The sequence below is a fragment of the Streptomyces sp. NPDC111606 genome (genome assembly GCF_055656945.1).
This window is the reverse complement of the sequence record NZ_JBVKBY010000007.1, coordinates 421,657-443,168: the sequence shown is the minus strand read 5'-3', so window position 1 is coordinate 443,168 and position 21,512 is coordinate 421,657. Positions and strand designations below refer to the sequence as shown.

General features: G+C 71.1%; 19 protein-coding genes. 5 read left to right on the top strand and 14 right to left on the bottom strand.

The window, feature by feature from the left end; translation table 11 throughout:
* Positions 1 to 24: 24 nt before the first annotated feature.
* Complete coding sequence (locus ACZ7M7_RS26440; protein WP_383631585.1) at positions 25 to 1,434, top strand: uracil-xanthine permease family protein; 1,410 nt, start codon at positions 25 to 27, stop codon at positions 1,432 to 1,434.
* On the opposite strand, the gene ACZ7M7_RS26435 is transcribed toward ACZ7M7_RS26440, so the two are convergent.
* Entirely contained in the window at positions 1,416 to 2,555 is a 1,140-nt protein-coding gene (locus ACZ7M7_RS26435; RefSeq protein WP_472120793.1) for a glycoside hydrolase family 6 protein, read from the bottom strand. The two genes, ACZ7M7_RS26440 and ACZ7M7_RS26435, sit on opposite strands and share 19 nt — an antisense overlap.
* A 173-nt stretch (positions 2,556 to 2,728) precedes the next feature.
* Here ACZ7M7_RS26435 and ACZ7M7_RS26430 point away from each other — a divergent pair, with 173 nt between their 5' ends.
* Entirely contained in the window at positions 2,729 to 3,415 is a 687-nt protein-coding gene (locus ACZ7M7_RS26430; RefSeq protein ID WP_383631582.1) for a DUF5995 family protein, read from the top strand.
* A gap of 79 nt (positions 3,416 to 3,494) precedes the next feature.
* Positions 3,495 to 4,424 (top strand): LLM class F420-dependent oxidoreductase, encoded by a 930-nt coding sequence (locus tag ACZ7M7_RS26425; protein ID WP_383631579.1) that lies wholly within the window; start codon positions 3,495 to 3,497, stop codon positions 4,422 to 4,424.
* On the opposite strand, the gene ACZ7M7_RS26420 is transcribed toward ACZ7M7_RS26425, so the two are convergent.
* Complete coding sequence (locus tag ACZ7M7_RS26420) at positions 4,421 to 6,121, bottom strand: flavin monoamine oxidase family protein (protein WP_472120689.1); 1,701 nt, start codon at positions 6,119 to 6,121, stop codon at positions 4,421 to 4,423. The two genes, ACZ7M7_RS26425 and ACZ7M7_RS26420, sit on opposite strands and share 4 nt — an antisense overlap.
* 50 nt (positions 6,122 to 6,171) lie before the next feature.
* Positions 6,172 to 6,960, bottom strand: a complete 789-nt coding sequence (locus ACZ7M7_RS26415) for a carbon-nitrogen hydrolase family protein (protein WP_383613042.1) — start codon at positions 6,958 to 6,960, stop codon at positions 6,172 to 6,174.
* Positions 6,961 to 7,277: 317 nt separating this feature from the next.
* Here ACZ7M7_RS26415 and ACZ7M7_RS26410 point away from each other — a divergent pair, with 317 nt between their 5' ends.
* Complete coding sequence (locus ACZ7M7_RS26410; protein WP_472120791.1) at positions 7,278 to 7,817, top strand: Repetin; 540 nt, start codon at positions 7,278 to 7,280, stop codon at positions 7,815 to 7,817.
* Here ACZ7M7_RS26410 and ACZ7M7_RS26405 read toward each other — a convergent pair.
* The 6 genes from ACZ7M7_RS26405 to ACZ7M7_RS26380 all read right to left on the bottom strand — a co-directional run bounded on the left by ACZ7M7_RS26405 (position 7,786) and on the right by ACZ7M7_RS26380 (position 14,583).
* Positions 7,786 to 8,982, bottom strand: coding sequence for an MFS transporter (locus ACZ7M7_RS26405; protein ID WP_472120687.1), 1,197 nt, complete (start codon positions 8,980 to 8,982; stop codon positions 7,786 to 7,788). The two genes, ACZ7M7_RS26410 and ACZ7M7_RS26405, sit on opposite strands and share 32 nt — an antisense overlap.
* Before the next feature lie 120 nt (positions 8,983 to 9,102).
* Entirely contained in the window at positions 9,103 to 10,569 is a 1,467-nt protein-coding gene (locus ACZ7M7_RS26400; protein ID WP_472120685.1) for an HAD-IA family hydrolase, read from the bottom strand.
* Positions 10,570 to 10,643: 74 nt separating this feature from the next.
* Positions 10,644 to 11,726, bottom strand: coding sequence for an ABC transporter ATP-binding protein (locus ACZ7M7_RS26395; protein ID WP_472120683.1), 1,083 nt, complete (start codon positions 11,724 to 11,726; stop codon positions 10,644 to 10,646).
* Positions 11,727 to 11,729: 3 nt separating this feature from the next.
* Positions 11,730 to 12,542 carry an ABC transporter permease gene (locus ACZ7M7_RS26390; protein WP_472120681.1) on the bottom strand — a complete coding sequence of 271 codons (813 nt, stop codon included), beginning with the start codon at positions 12,540 to 12,542 and terminating at the stop codon, positions 11,730 to 11,732.
* Positions 12,530 to 13,429 (bottom strand): ABC transporter permease, encoded by a 900-nt coding sequence (locus ACZ7M7_RS26385; protein WP_383613056.1) that lies wholly within the window; start codon positions 13,427 to 13,429, stop codon positions 12,530 to 12,532. Before ACZ7M7_RS26385 ends, ACZ7M7_RS26390 begins: the two co-directional genes overlap by 13 nt.
* Positions 13,426 to 14,583, bottom strand: a complete 1,158-nt coding sequence (locus ACZ7M7_RS26380; RefSeq protein ID WP_472120679.1) for an ABC transporter substrate-binding protein — start codon at positions 14,581 to 14,583, stop codon at positions 13,426 to 13,428. Before ACZ7M7_RS26380 ends, ACZ7M7_RS26385 begins: the two co-directional genes overlap by 4 nt.
* Before the next feature lie 216 nt (positions 14,584 to 14,799).
* On the opposite strand from ACZ7M7_RS26380, the gene ACZ7M7_RS26375 reads away from it, so the two are divergent.
* Entirely contained in the window at positions 14,800 to 15,540 is a 741-nt protein-coding gene (locus ACZ7M7_RS26375; protein WP_383613062.1) for a GntR family transcriptional regulator, read from the top strand.
* Positions 15,541 to 16,028: 488 nt separating this feature from the next.
* Here ACZ7M7_RS26375 and ACZ7M7_RS26370 read toward each other — a convergent pair whose 3' ends face one another.
* From ACZ7M7_RS26370 to ACZ7M7_RS26350, 5 genes are all read right to left on the bottom strand, one after another.
* Positions 16,029 to 16,481, bottom strand: a complete 453-nt coding sequence (locus tag ACZ7M7_RS26370; RefSeq protein ID WP_053192400.1) for an Lrp/AsnC family transcriptional regulator — start codon at positions 16,479 to 16,481, stop codon at positions 16,029 to 16,031.
* Between the two features lie 10 nt (positions 16,482 to 16,491).
* Positions 16,492 to 17,964, bottom strand: coding sequence for an amino acid permease (locus ACZ7M7_RS26365; protein ID WP_472120676.1), 1,473 nt, complete (start codon positions 17,962 to 17,964; stop codon positions 16,492 to 16,494).
* Between the two features lie 490 nt (positions 17,965 to 18,454).
* Positions 18,455 to 19,897 (bottom strand): GuaB1 family IMP dehydrogenase-related protein, encoded by a 1,443-nt coding sequence (locus ACZ7M7_RS26360; RefSeq protein ID WP_383613068.1) that lies wholly within the window; start codon positions 19,895 to 19,897, stop codon positions 18,455 to 18,457.
* A gap of 131 nt (positions 19,898 to 20,028) precedes the next feature.
* Positions 20,029 to 20,343: a barstar family protein gene (locus tag ACZ7M7_RS26355; protein ID WP_383613094.1), complete on the bottom strand. Its 315-nt coding sequence runs from the start codon at positions 20,341 to 20,343 to the stop codon at positions 20,029 to 20,031.
* Positions 20,344 to 20,459: 116 nt separating this feature from the next.
* Entirely contained in the window at positions 20,460 to 21,503 is a 1,044-nt protein-coding gene (locus ACZ7M7_RS26350; protein WP_472120674.1) for a sugar-binding transcriptional regulator, read from the bottom strand.
* Between the last annotated feature and the right edge of the window lie 9 nt (positions 21,504 to 21,512).

Here is a 21,512-nt window from a genome sequence, read left to right as displayed (position 1 = left end):
GCACGACGAAAGCGAAACCGCACCATGGATCTCGGCGTCCGCTGGAAACTGCACGGCGACGGACGCACCCCGGCGCCCGGAGCGGTGGTCCGCCCCGACGAACGGCTCTCCTGGCCCCGCACCGTCGGGCTCGGCGCCCAGCATGTGGTGGCCATGTTCGGCGCGTCCTTCGTGGCGCCGGTGCTGATGGGGCTCGACCCCAACCTGGCGATCATGATGTCCGGTGTCGCGACGGTCATCTTCCTGCTCGCCACCCGCGGCCGGGTGCCCAGCTACCTCGGGTGCTCCCTCTCCTTCGTCGGCGTCGCCGCGGTCATCCGGGCCGACGGCGGTTCGAGTGCGACCGTCACCGGCGCGGTCCTCGTCGTCGGGGTCGTGCTGTTCCTCATCGGTCTCGCCGTACAGCGCTTTGGCGCACGGATCATCCACGCCACGATGCCGCCGATCGTCACGGGCGCCGTCGTCATGCTGATCGGCTTCAACCTCGCCCCGGTGACGGCCTCGACTTACTGGCCGCAGGACCAGTGGACGGCGCTGCTGGTGATGCTGTTCACCGGTCTGGCGGTGGTCTGCCTGCGCGGTTTCTGGTCCCGGATCGCGATCTTCCTGGGCCTGGTCTTCGGCTACGGCATCTCCTGGGCCTTCGACCACATCTTCGGCAGGATCCACTCGGCCGACGCGAGCGGCAAGGTCACCGACCACTGGCGGCTCGACCTGTCCGGCGTCGCCAAGGCCGACTGGATCGGCCTTCCCGATCTGCACGGCCCGTCCTTCCAGTGGTCGGCGATCCTGGTGGCACTGCCCGTCGTGATCGCCCTGGTCGCCGAGAACGCCGGGCACGTCAAGGCGGTCGGCGAGATGACCGGCGACAACCTGGACGACAAGCTGGGCACCGCGATCTCCGCGGACGGCGCCGCCTCGGTGCTCTCCACCGCGGTGGGCGGCCCGCCCAACACCACGTACTCCGAGAACATCGGCGTGATGGCCGCGACCCGCGTCTACTCGACCGCCGCCTACTGGGCCGCCGCCGGCTTCGCGCTGCTCTTCGGCGTCTGCCCCAAGTTCGGCGCTGTGGTCGCCGCGATCCCGGGCGGCGTCCTCGGCGGCATCACCGTCATCCTGTACGGCATGATCGGCCTGCTCGGCGCGCAGATCTGGATCAACGCCGAGGTGGACCTGCGCAATCCGCTGAACCTGGTTCCGGCCGCCGCGGGCATCATCATCGGCGTCGGCGACGTGACCCTGGAGTTCACCGACACCTTCCAGCTCAGCGGCATCGCGCTGGGCACGCTGGTGGTCATCACCGGCTACCACGCGCTGCGGGCGTTCGCCCCCGCCCACCTCAGGACACAGCACCCGCTGCTCGACGAGGGCACGTCCTCCTACGACGAGGAGAGCGACACCAGCGAGGGGTCTCAGCGCGCCAAGTCATAGGCGTACGACGCCGTGAAGGTCCCCGGCCTGCCCTTGCAGCCGTCCGACTCCCCCGGCAGCTTCACCCACAGATAGCCGTCGATCCGCGCCTCGCCGGTGCTGAGCGTCGGCGCCCGGCCCAGCCTGCGGCCGGCGGGGTCGCACCACTCCCCGTCGGCCGGGGCGCCGGCGCCGTTGCGGCTGGTGTCGATGACGGCACCGAGGCTCGCGGGGCCGTCGAGGGCGTCGAGGACCTGTCGGTCGTAGGCGATCTCGTCGGTCGTGGCGTGGAAGTTGGAGACGTTGCTGAAGATCCCGTCGGAGGACGCGGCCGAGGCGGCGCCGGCCTCCCTCAGCCACCCGGCCTGCTTGCCGGGCGCGTTCCAGCCGGAGTGCCCGGCGTCGTAGTAGACGCGCGCCCTGGGGTTCGCCGCCTTGAAGACGCGGCCCGCGCGGGCCAACGAGGCGAAGCGGTCGGCGCGTTCGCCGGCGGAGAGGCACTCGGACTGGGCGACGGAGTCGGGCTCCAGGATGACGATGACGTCGCCGGCGCCAAGCCCCGCGGCGAACCTGTCGATCCAGGCGTCGTAGGCGTCGAGGCCGGGCGCCCCGCCCTCGGAGTACCCGCCGCAGTCACGGCCCGGGATGGCGTACGGCACGACCACCGGCACCCGCCCCAGCGCGGACCCGCCGGAAGTGACCGCGCGGACCCGGGCGGTGATGGTGTCGGGCGTGAAGTCGGCGAACCACACCGCGGCCGGCTGGGCGGCGATCCGGGACGCGATGACGGCGTGGCGCGGGTCGCCGGCGTTGTCGCGGACCCAGTCGAGGACCTGGGAGTCGGGGTGGCGGTAGAGGCGGGCGGACACCACGGCGGGCTGCTGCTTCCTCTCGGTCCTGGGCGGCGAGGGCGTGGGGCTCTGGGGGGCGGGCTTCTTCTTCGGCGTCGGTGAAGCGGACGTCGGCGAAGGGGACTTCGTGACCGACGGGGAGGGCGAGGGCACGAGCGGCAGGGGTTCCAGGCTCGGTGAGCGGGTCACCTCGGGTGGCCCGGCCTGGTCGGTACGGCCTCTGTCGTCCAGCGCGGACAGCATGCCGGTCACCGTGCCGACGGCGACCACGACCGAGGCCGCCACGACCATGGCATGGCGCCGGACCGCCCTCCTGCGCTCGGACCTGCGTGCGGCCAGTCGCTGGGCACGTAAGCCTGACACGGTCCTGCTCCCCCTCCGCCACGGCGAGCGCGTTCCCCCGTTCTGGGGAAGCGCCGGGCCCGCCGACACTGTCGTCAGCCTAAAGCTGGGACTCTGCCCCCATGGCGCAATGCGAACAATTCACCACGCCCGTGGACGCGGTCATCTCCCGTATGCGCGCCCTCGAAGCGGCCCTGCCCGAACGGGACGGAGTCGCGATCTTCAACCGCGTCTACCTCGCCGTCACGGAGACCGTCGACCGGCACATCGACGGCGGCCGGTTCACCGACGCGCGGGCCGCGATCACGCTGGACGTGCGGTTCGCGGAGCGGTATCTCGCGGCGGTGGACAGGGCCGAGCAGGAGGGGCGCCCGCCCGCGTGCTGGCGGCCGCTGTTCCAGATGCGCAGGCATCCCGGCGTACGACCGCTGCAGTTCGCGCTGGCGGGCATCAATGCGCACATCGGCCACGATCTGGCGCTCGCCGTGGTGGACGCCTGTCGTAGCCTCGGCTGCGAACCCGCCGAGCTGGAGGACGAGTTCGACCGGGTGGGTGATCTCCTCGTCTCGCTGGAGGAGCACATCCGCGAAGAGCTGATGCCGGGTCCCGACCTGCTCCAGATCGCCGACCCGCTCACCCATCTGCTCGGCTCCTGGAGCCTGGAGCGGGCCCGGGACGCCACATGGTCGGCGGCGCGGGCGCTGTGGGCGCTGCGCCGGCTGCCGGACCTCGCCGGGGAGTTCACCGAGCGGCTGGACGCGGCGGTGGGGTTCGCCGGACGCATGCTTCTCACGCCACTGCCGGACTGACCGGTCCCCGAGTGGCAGTTCCCCGTGCTCGCAGTACGTTGGCCGGTGGGGGCCGCCGATCGTGAAGGAGTATCCCGTCATGGCCATCCGTCTCGGACTCGGTCTTCCCCAGCTCCGGCAGTACGACCTCGCCAAGGACGTGACGGACGTGGCGCGCGCGGCCGAGCAGATCGGCTACGACAGCCTGTGGGTCTACGAGCGGCTGCTGGTCCCCGAGTCCCCGACCCAGGGCCTGTACGGCGTCCCTGGGCTGCCCTGGCCGGACTACTACCGCGGGATGTCCCATCCGCTGGTCACGCTCACGCTGGCCGCGGCGGTCACCGAGCGGGTCCGGTTGGGCACGGGCATCGTGGTCGCGCCGCTGCACGGACCGTTCCAGCTGGCCAAGGCCCTGGCCACGCTGGACGCGGCGAGCGGTGGCCGGGTGGTCGCCGGCCTGGGCACGGGCTGGTCGACCGACGAGTTCGCCGCGGCGTCGGTGCGGCCGATCGAGGAGCGCGGCCGGGTGCTGGACGAGGTGATCGACGTCTGCCGGGCGGTGTGGGGCCCGGACCCGGTGTCCTACGAGGGCCGGATCACGAAGATCGACGCGGCCGTGGTGGGCCCCAAGCCCGTGCGGCCGATCCCGATCCTCGTGGCCGCGGGAGGCGGGAAGGCCCTGACGCGGGTCGTGGACCACGGCGACGGCTGGCTCCCGGTCGCCATGGACGTGCAGGGGTACGCCGCAGCGTGGCAGCAGATCCAGGACATCGCCGCCGAACGCGGCCGCACGGTGCCGATCGAGCGGGTGCCACGGGTGAATGCCGCGTACTCGGCCAAGGCCTACGACGGTGACGACCGCCAGCCCTTCCAAGGCAGCGCCGACCAGATCGTGACGGACCTCGCGGCGTACGCCGAGGTCGGCGTGGACGAGGTCCTCCTCGACCTGCAGACCACTCTGCGCGACGCCCAGGAGCTCAAGGACGTCGCCGCGGAGGTGTACGAGAAGGCGCGGGCCGCCGGGATCTAGTCCTCCGGCAGCTCTACCGGCGCGATCTCGTCGTAGACGTCGCCCGGCCCGGGGTTCGAGCCGTCGGTCGCGCCGCCGAAGTGGTGCATGACGCCCCAGACCGCGTTCAGCGCGGTCTGGACGGCGCCCTCGGCCCAGCCGGCCGTCCAGGAGATGTCGTCGCCGGCGAGGAAGATGCCCCGCTTGTCCTCGGGCAGCCGGTCCTGCATGAAGTGCGTGAACAGGCGGCGCTGGTAGCGGTAGTGGCCCGGCAGGTTGGCCTTGAACGCGCCCATGAAGTAGGGCTCGTTCTCCCAGGAGACGGTCACCGGGTTGCCGATGATGTGCTTCCGGATGTCGACCTTCGGGTAGATCTCGCCGAGCGACTTCAGCATGACCTCCATCCGCTCGCTCGCGGACAGCGGCAGCCACTTCAGGCTGTCGTCGCACCAGGTGTAGGAGAGGCAGATGACGGCGGGCTTGTCCGGACCGTCGTCGAGCAGGTAGGTCCCGCGCGTCATCCGGTCCGTCAGGGTCATCGACATGACGTCCCGGCCGGTTTCTTCGTCCTTGTCCAGCCAGAACGGCCGGTCGACGGGCACGAAGAGCTTCGAGGACTCCATGTAGTGGGTGCGCTCGATCGCGGTCCAGTGGTCGATCGGGAAGAGCGAGTCGTCGCAGGCGATCTTCGACAGCAGCATCCAGGACTGCGCGGTGAAGATCGCCGCCTGGTACGTACGGATGTCGCCGTTCGCGTCCGTCACGGTGATCCGGTTGCCGGCGGTGCGGTGCAGCCGGGTCACGGCCGGGCGGGGCGTGCCGTTGCCGTGGAGCGTGGCGAGCGAGGTCCCGTAGGGCCAGTGGACGATCTTCTCCGGCTCGCGCTCCCAGATGCGCAGCGGCAGCTGCTGGGAGCCGCCGACGATGCCGCGGTGGTGGTCGTCGGCCTCGGTGTAGACGACCCGCAGGATCTCCAGGATGGAGTTCGGGAAGTCGGTGTCCCAGCCGCCGGTGCCGAAGCCGACCTGGCCGAAGATCTCGCGGTGCCGGAAGGACTTGAAGGCCTCGGAGTCGCAGAGGAAGCCGTAGAACGTCTGGTTGTCGAGCTTCTCGACGAGCTGCGCCCAGATCTCGCGGATGCGCGGCACGTCCCGCTCCCGCATCGCGCGGTTCATGTCGGTGAAGTCGGCGCCCTCTTCGAGGCACTTGTTCCAGGCCGCGGCGACGTCCCGGTAGACCTGCGGGAGGTCCTCGACCGTTTCGGCGTAGTGCGACTCGCCCTTGAGGTCGACGACGGTCGACGGGGTGGCCTCGGCGAGCGGGTTCGGGAAGGGGCTGGTCTTCAGGCCCACGAGGTCGATGTAGTGCTGGAGCGCCGTGGAGGACGGCGGGAAGCGCATCGCGCCCATCTCCGCCGTGAGCCCCTCGGTGCCGGCGCCGTCGAAGCCGACGGTGCGCAGCCGGCCGCCGATCTCGTCGGCCTCGTACACGACGGGCTTGAGGCCCATCTTCATCAGCTCGTACGCGGCCACGATGCCGGACAGGCCGCCGCCGATGACGGCGACCTCGGTGCCGTGCTCGGTCGCGGGTATCTGGCCGAGCCCCGCCGGGTGGGCGAGGAAGTCGTCGTAGGCGTACGGGAAGTCCGGGCCGAACATGGTGATCGGCGGCTGCTGCTCGTCGGCGTGCTGGACGGCGTTGGGCACCGTGGACGTCATGGGGTACGGACTCCTTGCGACTGCGACTGCGAGGGGAAGCGGGGGGAGGTTCAGACGAGCGACCCGTAGAGGCCGGGGCGGCGGTCGGTCAGATACGGGTTCGCCTCGCGCGAGGCGGCGAGGAAGGCGGGGTCGACGTCGGCGAGGACGAGTTCCGCACCGCGGCCGGCGCGGGTACGGGCGACCCCGTCGGGGCCGGCGAGGGTGGAGAGGCCGACGAACTCGAACTCCCCTTCCCGGCCGACCCGGTTGACGTACGCGACGTACATCTGGTTCTCGAAGGCGCGCACCGGGATCATCGATTCGGCGACGAACTGGAACGGGTGCATCTGCGCGGTCGGCACGACCAGCAGGTCGGTGCCGGCGAGGGCGTGGGCGCGGACGTTCTCCGGGAACTCGACGTCGTAGCAGATCAGGATGCCGACGCGGAGGCCGTCGATCTCGGCCTGGACGACCTGCCGGTCGCCCGGCGTGAAGTGGTCGCGCTCGAAGCAGCCGAAGAGGTGGGTCTTGCGGTAGTCGGCGAGCCGGGTGCCGTCGGCGGAGATCAGCTGGGCGGAGTTGAAGACGGCGTCGCCGTCCCGCTCGGGGTAGCCGTAGGCGATCGCCAGGCCGTGCTGTGTCGCGATCTCGGCGATCGCGTCCGCGCAGTCGCCGTCGGCGGGCTCGGCGAGGCGGGCGATGTCGTCGCCGATCGCGTACCCGGTGAGGAACATCTCCGGCGTGACCAGCAGCCCGGCGCCCGCTGCGGCGGCGCGGCCCGCGGCCTCGTCGAGGACCTTGAGGTTCTCGACGGTCGAGCCGGGGCGGCCGGAGCTCTGGAGCAGGGCGGTGCGCATGCGTGGTCCTCACCGGGCGGAAGGGGGTTGGGGGCCGTATAGGGGCCACGTAGACGGTACGGGCGGCCGACCAGGGCGGACAAGAAGGAGCCGTTGCGCGTCGGCGAGCGGTTTGTTGCGTGCTCAAGCGGGCCGGCGGAGATTCGTTGCGCGACCCCGGTCGTAGTCCCGGTCCTCCCGGCAGCGCAGGCCCCGCCGGTCTTCCCCGCCGGACGGCGGAGACGAGGTCCCGTCCCGGGCGCGATGTGGCGCGGGCGCGGCGCCGGGAGAGTGGGGACCGTCCACTCGACCTGGCTTGACCTGCGGAAAGGACCATGATGAACCGCCCTGCGAAGATCGTTGTGCTCGGCTGCGCACTCCTGCTCAGCGCCGGAGCGGCCTCGGCCGCCACCGCCTCCGACGACGCGCCGCGGCAGCGCGAGGCCGCCGCGCTCACCGGCACGGCCAAGCTGTACCGCTCGGCCGGGGACGACATCACCTTCACCTTCGACGCGCATCTGTCGGCGAAGGACAACGCCGACCCGACGAAGGCCACCGGCACCTTCGAGTTCAGCCACTACCTGAACGGCGAGGGCGCCCGGGCGAAGGCGAAGGTCGACTGTCTGCTGACCGGCGGGAAGGTGGCCGTCGTCTCCGGGGTCATCACCTCCTCCGATCTGCCGGGCGCCGAGGGCAAGCGGGTCGGCGTCACCGTCCACGACGTCGGCCGCCACGACCGGCTCGGCTACAGCTGGGCCTCCACGGGCAACCCCGTCGAGACGAAGGAGCTGCCCAAGTGCGTGAGCTCCGCCCCCTTCGAGAAGGTCAAGAAGGGGACGGGCGACTTCACGGTCGTGCCGTGGAAGCCCGACTTCTAGCCAGCGCCAGCGCCGTCACCAGGTAGGGAACCGCGAGCACCGCGAAGACCGTGCTGTGCGCGGCGCCCGTGCCGAGCAGCGCGTACACGCCGAACGTGGCGACCGTGGCGAGCTCCGTGCCCAGGCTCGCCACGGAGGTGAGGGTGGCCCGTCGGGACTCGTCGATACGGTGCTGGAGGCGGACGTCGGCGAGCACCTCCGCCAGCTGGAACCCGGCAAAGGCGAGGCTCAACAGCGCGATACCGGCCAGTGAGCGGGCCCCGGCGCCGGCGGCCAGGGCGAGCGCCGCGCCCGCGAGCAGCGCCGCGAGCCCCCTCGTGCCGAGACGTTCGGCGGGTCCGGCCAGGAGGCTGCCGGCGGTGACGCCCGCCCAGATCAGCATGATCAGGTAGGGGACGGTCGCCTCGGCGAAGCCGATCTCCCGGACCAGCAGCGGGGTGTACTCGTCGAGGGCGCCCCATACCGCGGCCACGGCCGGGAGCAGGAGCAGGGCACCACGCACCGAACGGTCCCTGCGGACCTGGGCGAGTCCGGTCCGCAGGGTCGTCGCCCAGCTGTCAGCCCCGGTCTCCGGCCGCACCCGGTGCTCCGGGAACCGGGTCGCGGTGAGGGCGGTCAGCACACAGGCCAGGAAGCTCGCGGCGCCGACGGCCGTGTAGCCGCCCTGGGCGAAGACGGGCCCCGCGAGGCCGGTGGAGGCGACGGTGCCCAGCAGTCGCGCGGCCCGGGACCTGCCCATGACCCGGGCGTACCGGTCGGCGGCGCCGAGGTGATCCAGCTCGTCGTACACCAGCGCCTCCAGCGCACCGGAGCCGAGCGCTCCGCCGGCGCCCCACAGGACGAAGCCGACCGCGAAGGCCCAGTACGACGGGACGGCCACCCACAGTCCGAATCCGACGGCCGTGAGCAGCGGACCGATCCACAGCAGCCGGCGCCGCGAGACGGCGTCGGCCCAGGCGCCGGAGGGGACCTCCAGCACCACGCCGGTGATCGACCACAGGGCGAACAGGGAGGAGATCTGCCAGAGCGACATGCCGGTGTCGGCGAACAGCAGCGCGTACACCGGGTAGAGCAGGACGAAGTCGTCCAGGAACGAGTAGCCGTACAGCGTGGTCGTGAGCCGCCGGACACCGGCGGCGGGCACACGCGCAGGTGAGAGTGTCATGAGGCCTTCCCGCAGGGACAGTTCGGACGCCGGAGGTACGGCGGCCGAGGTGGCCCTCGGGAGGCACGGCTGGTGGATCAATGTCGCCAGGTCATGACACCGATGGTAGGCGGTGCCGGCTCACTCGCGCAGGGAGAAAGTGGTGACCACGGCCGCGTGGTCGGAGGGCCACTCGTTGTGCTCGACGTCCGGCCAGGGGCGCGGGTGGCCGCTTACGTAGGTCCGGGCGTCGAGCACGCGCAGCCCCCGGTGCAGCACGAAATCGATCCGGTCCTGTGGCTCCGGGCGTCCACTGCCGTCCTCGTGCACGGCGTGGATCGGCGACCAGGTGTGCCCGGGGTGGGCGATCGGGTCGGGATGCGCCTCGCGGTAGGAGTCGCGCAGCCCCGCCGCCTCGGCCGCCTTCGACACCGGCCATTGCACGTCCGGCCGGTCCAGGTGGGAGGGGCTGTTGAAGTCGCCGACGAGGACGACGGGCACGGCGGGGTCGGCCGTCTCCGCGATCCGGTGCAGGATGTCCCGCATCTGCGCGAGCCGCACCTGCTCATGGGCGATCAGCTCGGCCGCGTCCAGCCCGTCGAAGGCGGACTCGTACGGGCCGTAGGGGGTGTAGTCGAGGTGGGCCGTCCAGAGGTCGACCTGCCGGTCCCCCACTTCGATCCGGACCCCGGCCGCCCCGTAGAAGCCGACGTCCGGGTCGCCGAAGCGGGCGGTGACCGGGTGGCGGCTGATGATGCCGAGGTTCTCGCCCGCCCGGTGGTGGTACCAGCCGAGGGCGGCGGCGAGTTCCTGGGCGGCCGTGCCGTGGGTCTCCTGGAGGCCGACCACGTCCACGCCGGTCTCGGCGATGACCTTGAGCTGCTTGGCCAGGTGGTCGCGGACCTTGGTGCCGCCGTGCCAGAGGTTCCAGCTCATGACGCGCAGTTCGTCCGTCGGCAGGGCGTGGGCCCCGCGGAGACTGCGCAGGCGCTCGGGGGTGACCTCCTCCAGGCTGGCGAGGACGGTCCGTCCGGGTGCCGGCTCGATCGGGGCCAGCGAGGGCACCGCGAGCACCGTGCAGCCGGCCGCCTCGGCGGAGCTGACGCCGGTGCGGGTGTCCTCGACGGCGACGCAGGCCCTCGGGTCGACACCGAGGGCCCGGCAGGCGGCGAGGTACGGGTCGGGGGCGGGCTTGGTGCGGTCCGTGTCGTCGGCGGTGACGGAGACCGCGAAGCGGCTCACGCCGAGGGCTTCGAGAACGGTGTCGGCTACCGCGCGGGGCGACGCCGTGACCAGGGCCGTGGGGACGCCCTCGCGGGCCAGGGCGTCGAGCAGATCGAGCGCGCCGGGGCGGGGGACGATGCCGGCGCGGACGCGGTCGGCGAACTCGCGGTGCAGCGCGTCGGCGAGGTCGGCGGCCGGGGCGCCGGTGGCGGCGGCCAGCCAGTCGGCGGTGTACTCGACGGGCCGGCCGAGCACCTGCGCCTCGTCAGCCTCGGTCAGGGCCCGCCCGGCGACGTGCTCCACCGCCTCCCACCACAGTCGCTCGGTGTCGACGAGCGTGCCGTCCATGTCGAACAGGACGGCCTGGAGCGGGAGTTGAGTCACGGTCGTTGTCTCTTTCGTGCGTGGGGGGGGATCAAGGGGTTCTTTGTTCGGTTCTTGTTCGAGGGGGCCGGCGATCAGCGGTTGCCTTCGGCCACCAGCACCGGTCGTTCCGGCAGCGACACGCCGACCGCGGCTCCGGCGCCGAGCGCGGCGGTCTCGTGGGCCGGCAGGTCGGCCTTGACCTCGGTGCCGTCGGCGAGCCGTACGGTCAGCCGGGTGGTGGCGCCCAGGAACGCCGTGGCGACCACGCGCGCGTCGGCCGTGTCGTCGGCGCGCACCGTGACCGCTTCGGGTCGCACCAGCACGTCGACGTCGGACACCGAGGGCACGTCGCCGTCGACAGGCAGCCGCCGGCCCAGGACCTCGACACCGTCCTCGACGAGCCGGCCCGGAATGCGGCTCATCGTGCCGACGAACTCGGCGACGAAGGCGGTGGCGGGGCGGCCGTACAACTCGGCCGGGGCGGCGCACTGTTCGAGGCGTCCGGAGCGCATGACCGCGACCCGGTCGGCCATGGACAGGGCCTCCTCCTGGTCGTGGGTGACGAACAGCGTGGTGATGCCCAGCTCCCGCTGGAGCCGTCGGATCTCCTCGCGCAGCGTCAGCCGCACCTTGGCGTCGAGCGCCGACAGCGGCTCGTCCAGCAGCAGGACGCGCGGGCGCAGGGCGAGGGCCCGCGCCAGGGCGATGCGCTGCTGCTGGCCGCCGGAGAGCTGGTGCGGGTACCGCTCGCCCTTGTCGGCGAGGCCGACCAGCTCCAGCAACTCGGCGGCACGGGCACGCCGTTCGGCGGTGCGCACCTTGCGCATGCGCAGCCCGAAGGCCACGTTGTCGAGGGCGTTCAGATGCGGAAAGAGGCTGTACGACTGGAAGACCATCCCGGCGTCCCGGCGATGCGCGGGGATGCCGGTGACGTCGTCGCCGTCCACCAGCACCTCGCCGGAGTCGGGATGCTCGAAGCCGGCGAGCATGCGCAGCGCGGTGGTCTTGCCGCAGCCGGACGGGCCGAGCAGGGCGAGGAGTTCACCCGGCCGGACGGTCAGGTCGAGCCCGTCGAGGGCCACGGTGGTGCCGAACTCCCGGCGCAGTCCCCGGAATTCGACGGTGGCGGCCTGCGCCGCTGCCTTTTCAGGCGCTGTCTTGTCAAGCACGGTCATGGTTCATCCCCGGGAGGTAGTACGGGTACGGCCGCCGAAGCCGGCGAGCACGAGGAGCAGCACCCAGGTCACGAGCAGGCTGAGCACGGACACGGCGACGGACAGCTGGGCCTGCGAGCCGCTGACGTTCACGATCCACACGGCGAAGGGCTGGAAGCCGAGCAACTGGGCCACGGTGAACTCGCCGAGGACCAGGGCGAGGGTGAGGAAGGAGGCGTTGAGCAGGGCGCCGCGCAGGTTGGGCAGGACGGCCTGTACCAGCGCCTGCGGCCAGCTCGCCCCGCAGCTGCGGGCGGCCTCCACGAGGGTGGGCACGTCGATGGCGCGCAGCCCGGCGTCCAGGGCCCGGTACACGAACGGCAGCGCCATCACGACGTAGGCGAGGACGAGTACGAACGGGAAGTCGGGGTTCTGGATCGCGACGAACGTCTGGAACAGCGGGGTCCGCGACAGGTGCTCCGGCCCCCACTTCAGCACCGTCCCGATCCCGGCGACGAACGCGATCGGTGGCACGACCAGCGGCAGGGAGCACACGATCTCGACGACCGGCCGCAGCCGGGGCGCGCCGAGCCGCAGCGCGACCATGGCGGGCACCATCAGCAGCAGGACGACGGCGATGGTGGCGAGGGCCAGCTCCAGCGAGAGCAGCAGGCTGGAGGCGAATCCTTCGGTGGAGAAGATCTGGGTGTAGGCGTCGAAGGTAAGACCCTGTCCGGGCACGTCGACCGTGAAGACCACCGACGCCGCGAGCGGCACCAGGAAGTACAGTCCGGCGACGCCGAGCACGCCCCACCGCCACAGGTTCAGGCGAGCCATCGCGCGCTCCGTCGTTGCAGGGGCAGATACACCGCCATGACCAGGCCGGCGACCAGGACCATGTCGAGGCTGAGGGCGAGCGCCACGTTCTCCTGGCCGACCAGGACGTTGCCGGAGAGGGCGTCGGCGATCTGGAGGGTGACCAGCGGGACGGAACTGCCCACCATCGCGGCGGCGGTGGCGTACGCGGCGAAGGCGCTGCCGAAGAGCAGGACGAACCCGCCGAGGAGTGTGGGCAGCAGCACGGGCAGGGCCACGTGCCGCCAGTACTGCACGGCCGTGGCGCCGTTGTTCTGCGCGGCCTCGCGCCACTGGGAGCGCAGGCCGTCCAGGGCCGGGGTGATGGTGAGGACCATCAGCGGGATCAGGAAGTACAGGTAGACGAGGACCAGGCCCCAGAAGCTGTAGAGGTCCCAGCCCTTGTCCGTGAGGCCCAGGTGGCGGGTCAGCACACCGGCGTTGCCGAGGGTGGCGACGAAGGCGAAGGCCAGCGGGACGCCGCCGAAGTTGGCGAGCACCCCGGACGCGGTGAGCACCGCCTCGCGCAGGGCGCGGAAGCGGGAGGTCACCACGGCCTGGGCGAGCGGCAGCCCGAGCAGGGCGCCGAGTGCCGCGGAGACGGCGGACAGCTTGACGCTGCCGAGCAGGGCCGTGAGGTACGCGCCCTGGAGCGAGTTCGTCAGGTTGTCGGCGCTGTACGAAGTCGCCCCCGTGGCCGGGTCCTTGACGGTGAAGGCGCCGTCCAGCATGGCCAGGGCGGGCAGCCCGAAGGCGAGCGCGGTGAAGACGAGCAGCGGGACGACGGCGAGCGAGCCGCCGAGGGCACGGCGCCGCCGCTTGCGCGCAGCGGCGGGCGCCGTGTCGACCCCGGTGAGGGTGGCCGTCATCCGGAGACGGCCTTCGCCCAGCCCTGGCCGAGAACCGTCTTGGCCTTGCTCTGCTGGTCCTCGGTCGGGAAGGACGGCGTCCCTTCGACCTCGGGCAGCTTGGCCGCGGCCGTCTTGTCGAGGGTGCCGGCCTTCTCCATGGCGGTCATCAGGGCCGGTCGGGCGTAGCCCTTCAGCCACAGGTTCTGGCCCTCGGCGCTGTAGAGGTACTCCTGCCACAGTCGGGCGGCCGCGGGATGCGGGGCGTCCTTGTTGATGGCCTGGGAGTAGTACTGCGAGAACTGGCCGTCGCTCGGCACCGACACCTGCCAGTCGACACCCTTGGACTTGAACTCCTCGGCGTAGCCGGCGTTGAGGTAGTCCCAGTCGATGCTGATGGGCGTCTCGCCCTTCTCGACGGTGGCCGGGGTCGACTCGACGGGCGTGTAGTTGCCGTTCTTCTTCAGCTTGGCGAAGAAGTCGAGGCCGGGCTGGATGTCGTCGAAGGAGCCGCCGTTCGCGAGCGCCGCCGCGTAGACGCCGCCGAAGGCCGAGCCGGACTTGGTGGGGTTGCCGTTGAGGGCGACCTGGCCCTTGTACTGCGGCTTCAGCAGGTCGGCGAAGGTCTTCGGGCACTCCTTGACGCGCTTCGCGTCGCAGCCGATGGAGATGTAGCCGCCGTAGTCGTTGAACCAGCGGGCCTGCGCGTCCTTCTGGCCCTCGGGGATGTCGGCGAAGGCCTCCACCTTGTACGGCGCCAGCAGCCCCTGCTGGGCGGCGCTGATCGCGAAGGAACTGCCGAGGTCGAGCACGTCGGGGGCGCGGTCCTGCCCCTTGCGCGAGGTCACGGCGTTGATCTCGTCCTGGCTGGAGCCGTCGGGGTTCTCCACCTCGACCTTGATGCCGTACTTCTTCTGGAAGCCGTCGATGAGGGCGCCGTAGTTGGCCCAGTCGCGGGGCAGCGCGATGGCATGCAGCGTGCCCTCCTTCTTGGCCGCCTCGACCAGCTTCTCGATGCCGCCGAACTCCTCGGCGGAGGTGGCGGTGGCGGCGCTCTTGCCGTCGGCGGAGGTGGACGCGTTGTCGGGAGCGGCGCCGCAGGCGCTGAGGGTGAGCGCGGCGACGACGGCGAGGGCGCCGCTGCGGGCAGCCGTTCTCGGCAGGGAAACGGACACGGTTTCTCCAGGGGACGCGCGAGGGTGGAGGAGGCCCCAACGGGCCAACTTGTCTGAACAAGTTGGCCTCAGTACGCCCGGTCTCGATGTCCCGAAAGTGAACGCCGGTGAAACCCTGACCCCATGCTTCGTGCACAGTCCCGGCCGGCACGGAGCACCGCCGGATCTCGTTTACGCTGGTCACTCTGTGCACAGCAACCGACTCAGAGGGGAAGCATGACGGCGCGACACGAGGAGATCGCCGACGAGCTGCGCCGCGCGATCGACCACGAGGAGTACACGGTCGGCAGCCTGCTGCCCGCCGAGACGGACCTCGCGGCCCGGTACGGCGTCTCCCGCGGCACGATCCGGCAGGCCGTCGCCGCGCTGACCGCCGAGGGACTCATCGGCTCACGCCAGGGCGCCCGTCGCGTGGTCCTGGCCAGCCGCCGCAGCCAGAGCTTCGCCGAGCTGCGCAGCTTCGCCCAGTGGGCGCATGCGATGGGCCGGGAGGCGACCGGCCACGTGGTCGTCCAGGAGTACCGCCCGGCGACGAAGGAGGACGCCGTACGCCTTCAACTGCCCTCCGGCACCCCGGTGTTGCACGTGCTTCGGGTGCGCGGCCTGGACGGCGAACCGGTACTGCTGGAGCGCACGGTCTACGCGGACTGGATCTCCCCGGCCGTCGAGGCCATAGAGCCCGACTGCCCCTCAGTCACGCAACGTCTGTACGACGACACGGGGTTGGTCTTCGCCTACGGCGAGCACGTCATCGACGCGGTGTCAGCGGGCGCCCAGGACGCCGAGTTGCTGGGCATCCGCCGTACGAGCCCCCTGCTCCGGGTGCGGCGCGTGACGACGACCCGCGAGGGCCGCCCGGTCGAATGGTCGGACGACCGCTACCGCTCGGACGCGGTGAGCTTCAGCGTGCACAACTCGATCGACAACAACGCGCTGGCGCGCAAGACGGCGGACTGACCTCTCCCCCGAACGGCTACCCGGCTCCGCCTGCCGGAGGAGGCCCGGCCGCGGGCGACCGGGCGAGACTTCCCCCATGGACGCGACCGACATCCCCGCCCTGCCGTTCGTCGACGAGCACACGACGACCGTCGAGGCGACCACCGACGCCGTCTGGCATGAACTGGGCGCCTTGATGAACGGCTCCCAGGGCTTCCGCGTGGCGGTGTCGGTCCCGGGCAAGGAACTGGCCTACGTGGGCCACCACCCGTTCTCGACGTACGCCCTGCTCTTCCACCTGGACGTGCCGGCGGAGGGCCATACCCGTCTGCGGGCCGAGACGAGGGCCGACTTCCCCGGCCGCGGGGGCGCCCTCTACAGGCGGCTGGTCATCGCCACGGGCGCCCACGCACTGGTCATACGGCACATGCTGAAGAAGGTCCGCAGGAACGCCGCTCAGGGGCGCGGGGAACTGCGCGAACGGCCCCCACCGGCCCGCGCCCGAAGGACTACGTGGGCGACCCGGACGAAAACCGCCGCAACAAGGGCGACAGCACCAGCACGGACTTGGTCCGCTCCACGAACGGTTCCCCGGCAATCCGCTCAAGCACCCGCTCGAAGTGCCGCATGTCCGAGGCGAACACCTGCACCACGGCGTCGGCGTCCCCGGTGACCGTGGAGGCGGCCACGACCTCCTGGTACCGCTCCAGCCCTCGCCGGATGGTGTCCGGCGAGGTGTTGTGCCGGCAGTAGATCTCGACGAACCCCTCGGTCTCCCAGCCGAGGGCCGACGGATCCACCCGTACGGTGAATCCGGTGATCGCTCCGGTGGCGCGCAGCCGGTCCACGCGCCGCTTCACGGCGGGCGCGGACAGGCCGACCAGGTGCCCGATGTCCGCGTAGGAGCGGCGGGCGTCCTCGGCGAGGGCGTGCACGATGCGTTCGTCGAGATCGTTCAGCACTGCGGGTCGTTCACTTCACTTCTGGTGTCGCAAGACGGGAACGGCGATAGCCGTACACGAAGTAGAACACGAGACCCGCCGCCATCCAGAACCCGAAGACCACCCAGGTCACGGTGTCCAGGCTGAACATGTTGTATGCGCAGAACAGGAAGCCCAGCACCGGCAGCACCGGCCCGAACGGCACCCTGAACGTGCGCTCGAGCTCCGGGCGCCGGTAGCGCAGGACGATCACCGCGATGTTGACCAGGGCGAAGGCGAACAGCGTGCCGATGCTGGTGGCGTCGACGAGCTTGCCCAGCGGGATGAGGGCGGCGAGCGCACCGCAGAAGAGGGACACGATGACCGTGTTGATGCGCGGGGCGCCGGTCTTCTTGTGGACCTTGCCGAACGCCTTCGGCACCAGGCCGTCACGGGACATCGCGAACAGGACACGGGTCTGGCCGTAGAGCACGGTGAGCACGACGCTCGCGATGGAGATGACCGCGCCGAGCGCGAGCAGGGTGCCCCAGAAGGACTGGCCGCTGACGTCGTTCATGATCGCGGCGAGGGAGGCGCTGGAGCCCTCGAACTTGGTCCAGTGCCAGGCACCGACGGCGACACCCGCGACGAGCACGTACAGCGCGGTCACGATGATCAGCGACAGCATGATGGCCCGCGGCAGGTCCCGCTTGGGGTCCTTGGCCTCCTCTCCGGCGGTGGAGGCGGCGTCGAAACCGATGTACGAGAAGAAGAGCGTCGCACCCGCGGCGCTCACGCCGGCCATGCCGAGCGGCATGAAGTCCTCGTAGTTGCCCGACTTGAAGCCCATGAAGCCGACCGTGCAGAACAGCACCAGCGCGGCGATCTTGACGGCGACCATGATCGTGTTGGCGCGGGCGGACTCGCGGACGCCGCCGAGCAGGAACACCATCGCCAGCATGACGACGATCAGCGCCGGCAGGTTGATGATCCCGCCCTCACCGGGCGCCGAGGACAGCACCGACGGGATGGTGACGCCTATGGTCCCGTCGAGCAGCTCGTTGAGGTACTCGCCCCAGCCGACGGCGACGGCGGCCACCGACACGCCGTACTCCAGCACCAGACACCAGCCGCAGACCCAGGCGACCAGCTCACCCATCGTTGCGTACGCATACGAGTACGAGGAGCCGGCGACCGGGATGCTGCCCGCCAGCTCGGCGTACGACAGGGCCGAGAACAACGCCGTGAGGCCGGCGATCACGAAGGCCAGGGTGACCGCGGGACCGGCCTCCGGGACGGCGTCGCCGAGGACGACGAAGATGCCGGTACCGAGAGTGGCACCGATGCTGATCATGGTCAGCTGCCACATGCCGAGAGAGCGCCGCAGGGACCCTCCCTCACCCTGGCCACTCTCCGCGACCAGGTGTTCCACGGGCTTGCGACGCATCAGGCGCGCGCCGACGCCGAGGGACGCGGGGGCGGCGGTCTGGCTTGGGTTCTGCGGGGGTGCGCCTTGGTCGAGCACGCGCTGGCTCCTTATCGCTGCCGGTCGGGCGGCAGGGACGGGCGGCACCCTTCGAGCAGGGACCCACCGAGCGGGGTCCCTGCCACGCCACGTACGAGGCGACAGCCTACGAGGATCGGCGTTGCTGGTGAAATGCAGCAACCTTGCGCATACCCGCAAGATCATTGCGTGTCTGGGGGCTGGGTGGGTGTTCGTTGCAGCGGGGCTTCGGACCGTTGCGCGGAGGTCCTCCTGGAGGGCTTCGGAGGACCTTGACCAGGAACACGCAGGGGCCTGCCTGCTCATGCCGCGCCGCGCACAGCGGACGTCCCCAGGGGCGCGGGGCTGTATCGATCTGCGGCTCCGCCGGGCGGGCGCGACAAGCCACCGACCACCCGCTGCCGCCAAGTCCAGCTGAACCCGAGCTGTTCGGCGGGAGACCGCACGCGAAACGGCCCCCGTTCTCCCGGCATGGGGGACAACGAGGGCCGTACTCAAGGGCGTTGAGACGTCAGCTCCAGCTGGCGTGCAGCGGCTTGCCCTCCGCGTAACCGGCCGCGCTCTGGATGCCGACGACCGCCTTCTCGGCGAACTCCTCCAGGGAGCCGGCGCCGGCGTAGGTGCAGGACGACCGCACGCCCGCGATGATCGAGTCGATCAGGTCCTCCACGCCCGGCCGGGTCGGGTCGAGGAACATGCGCGAGGTGGAGATGCCCTCCTCGAACAGCGCCTTGCGGGCCCGGTCGTACGACGACTCGTCGGACGTACGGTTGGCCACGGCCCGCGCGGAGGCCATGCCGAACGACTCCTTGTAGAGGCGGCCGTTCGCGTCCTGCTGGAGGTCGCCCGGCGACTCGAACGTCCCCGCGAACCAGGACCCGACCATCACGTTGGACGCACCGGCGGCCAGCGCCATGGCGACATCGCGCGGGTGCCGGACGCCACCGTCGGCCCAGACGTGCTTGCCGTACTTCTTCGCCTCGGCGGCGCACTCCAGGACCGCGGAGAACTGCGGCCGGCCGACGCCGGTCATCATGCGGGTCGTGCACATCGCGCCGGGGCCGACACCGACCTTGATGATGTCCGCGCCGGCCTCGATCAGGTCCCGCACACCCTCGGCGGCCACGATGTTGCCGGCCACGATCGGCACCTGCGGGTCGAGCGCCCGCACGGTCCGGACCGCGGCGATCATCGACTCCTGGTGGCCGTGCGCCGTGTCGATGACGAGCGTGTCGACGCCCGCGTCGAGCAGCTGCTTGGCCTTGCCCGCCACGTCACCGTTGATGCCGACGGCGGCCGCTATGCGCAGCTTGCCGTTGGCGTCGACGGCCGGCGTGTACAGCGTGGCGCGCAGGGCGCCCTTGCGGGTGAGGATGCCCGCGAGACGGCCCTCGGCGTCGACGGCGGGGGCGTAGCGCCGGTTGTGGTGGTCGAGGGTGTTGAAGGCCTCGCGCGGGTCCTGGTCCGCGTCGAGGAGCAGCAGGTCCCGGGACATGACCACTTCGAGCTGCGTGAAGCGGTCCACGCCGGACAGGTCGGAGTCGGTGACCACGCCGATCGGCTTGAAGTCGTCGTCGACGACCACGCCGGCGTTGTGCGCGCGCTTGGGCAGCAGGGCCAGCGCGTCGGCGACGGTCTGGTGCGGAGCCAGCACGATCGGGGTGTCGAGGACGTGGTGGCGGCTCTTCACCCAGGAGACGACCTCGGTGACGACCTCGATCGGGATGTCCTGCGGGATGACCACCAGGCCGCCGCGCCGGGCCATCGTCTCGGCCATGCGGCGGCCGGCGATGGCGGTCATGTTGGCGACGACCAGCGGGATGGTGGTGCCCGTGCCGTCCGGGGAGCTGAGGTCCACGCCCTGCCGCGAGCCCACCGCGCTGCGGCTGGGGACCATGAAAACGTCGTCGTACGTCAGGTCGTACGCGGGCTGGATGTCATTGAGGAAACGCACGTGCTGCACATCCCAGTCGATCAGAGGTGGCCCCCGGACAGGTCAGCCAGGGGGAAGAGCACGTACTTCATTGTCCCATGCTGACCGGAATGCGATGCACGGTCGCATCATCCAAGCAGGTCAGACACCCCCTAGGAGGATCCTCCAAGAGCGAGCACGACCGTGAGCGCCTGCGTCCGGTCCACCGCCTCGGAAAACACGTCCTGAGCGATCTCCCACTCGTCGGGCCGCGCCTTCGCGTACGCCCGCCAGTTCCGTACGACGACCAGCAGCCCCTGCTCCACGGCACCCGCCGGCCAGACGGTGTGGTCGGAGAGGGAGTCGGCGAGCGCGTCCCAGTTGCGGCCGAACCAGTCGGGCAGGTCCAGGGCACGGGCGCAGCGGTCCATCAGGCCGGCCTTGTCCGTGATCCCGTCGAGGTCCAGCGGGACGACGAGCTCCGTCATCTCAGTACCGCCAAGGTCGTAGTGATCGTCGATGAAATTGATGAAGCCGATGACGTCGATGCGGCCCATGAACGAGGGGGGGGCGGCCTTCGGGCCACCCCCCTGCTGACATACCGTCAGTGTCCGTCCGGATCCGTCCTGTTGAGCGTCGGCTTCGGCGTCGGACCGGCCGTCATCAGATAGTCCGCCGCCGACGTGTCCGTCACCAGGCTGGTGACGAGCCCGGAGCGCAGCACCGCGTCGATCGCCGGCCCCTTGCGCTGCCCGCCCGCGATGGCGACGACCTCCGGGATACGGCGGAGCTGGTCGGCCTTGACCGTGATGCACCGCTCCCCCAGGTCCCGGCCGACCCGGCGTCCCTCGGAGTCGAAGAGGTGCGCGGACATCTCGGCGGCGACGCCGAGCGAGGCGTAGTGGGCCCGCTCCTCGTCGCTGAGCATGTCGTGCACCGTCGAGATTCCCGGCTCCCAGGAGCCGATGGAGACGCAGGCGACCGTAACCTTGTCGAAGTACTCGAAGGCCCGGGCGATTCCGGTCTGGTGCCGCAGTGCCGCCGCGGTGGCCGCGTCCGGCAGCAGCATCGGCGCGTAGATGGGGTGGGCGTCGCCGCCGGACACCTGGGCGGCGCGGCGCACCGCCTCGACCGAACCGCGCTCGGCGGTCCCGGCGTCGTACACGCCCGTCAACTGCACCACCGTGCAGGGCGGCAGCCGGTCCAGGGCCGCAGCCATGTGGATGGTGGACCGACCCCAGGCCAGGCCCAGCACATCACCTTCGTTCACGAGCTCGCCGAGCAGGTCGGCGGCCACCTCTCCCAGGTTCTCGGGGTCGGGCGACTCCTCGGCCTCGGCCGGGGACTCGACCACGACGGCGTGCCGAAGGCCGTACCGGGCGCGCAGCGCGTCCGAGCGATCGGCGTCCAGCTCGGCCGGTACGCGGATCTCGATGCGCACCAGATCCCGTTCGAGAGCGGTCTCCAGGACCCGGGCCACCTTGAAGCGGCTGACGCCGAACTCCTCGGCGATCTGGATCTTGGATTTGCCCTCGAGGTAGAAGCGGCGGGCCATGGCCGCCGCCTGCACCAGCTCAGCGGGTCCCATCCGCATGGCTGACCGGCCCGCCGACATACCCGACACGGCGATCTCCTCACTGCTGTTCACACTCTGGAT

Coding starts and splice junctions, on each gene's coding strand:
- ACZ7M7_RS26385 (WP_383613056.1), bottom strand. CDS start 13,429: ATGACGGCCACCCTCACCGGGGTCGACACGGCGCCCGCCGCTGCGCGC.
- ACZ7M7_RS26430 (WP_383631582.1), top strand. CDS start 2,729: ATGGCGCAATGCGAACAATTCACCACGCCCGTGGACGCGGTCATCTCC.
- ACZ7M7_RS26415 (WP_383613042.1), bottom strand. CDS start 6,960: ATGCGCACCGCCCTGCTCCAGAGCTCCGGCCGCCCCGGCTCGACCGTC.
- ACZ7M7_RS26375 (WP_383613062.1), top strand. CDS start 14,800: ATGACGGCGCGACACGAGGAGATCGCCGACGAGCTGCGCCGCGCGATC.
- ACZ7M7_RS26390 (WP_472120681.1), bottom strand. CDS start 12,542: ATGGCTCGCCTGAACCTGTGGCGGTGGGGCGTGCTCGGCGTCGCCGGA.
- ACZ7M7_RS26355 (WP_383613094.1), bottom strand. CDS start 20,343: ATGACGGAGCTCGTCGTCCCGCTGGACCTCGACGGGATCACGGACAAG.
- ACZ7M7_RS26420 (WP_472120689.1), bottom strand. CDS start 6,121: ATGACGTCCACGGTGCCCAACGCCGTCCAGCACGCCGACGAGCAGCAG.
- ACZ7M7_RS26395 (WP_472120683.1), bottom strand. CDS start 11,726: ATGACCGTGCTTGACAAGACAGCGCCTGAAAAGGCAGCGGCGCAGGCC.
- ACZ7M7_RS26435 (WP_472120793.1), bottom strand. CDS start 2,555: ATGGTCGTGGCGGCCTCGGTCGTGGTCGCCGTCGGCACGGTGACCGGC.
- ACZ7M7_RS26410 (WP_472120791.1), top strand. CDS start 7,278: ATGAACCGCCCTGCGAAGATCGTTGTGCTCGGCTGCGCACTCCTGCTC.
- ACZ7M7_RS26405 (WP_472120687.1), bottom strand. CDS start 8,982: ATGACACTCTCACCTGCGCGTGTGCCCGCCGCCGGTGTCCGGCGGCTC.
- ACZ7M7_RS26425 (WP_383631579.1), top strand. CDS start 3,495: ATGGCCATCCGTCTCGGACTCGGTCTTCCCCAGCTCCGGCAGTACGAC.
- ACZ7M7_RS26440 (WP_383631585.1), top strand. CDS start 25: ATGGATCTCGGCGTCCGCTGGAAACTGCACGGCGACGGACGCACCCCG.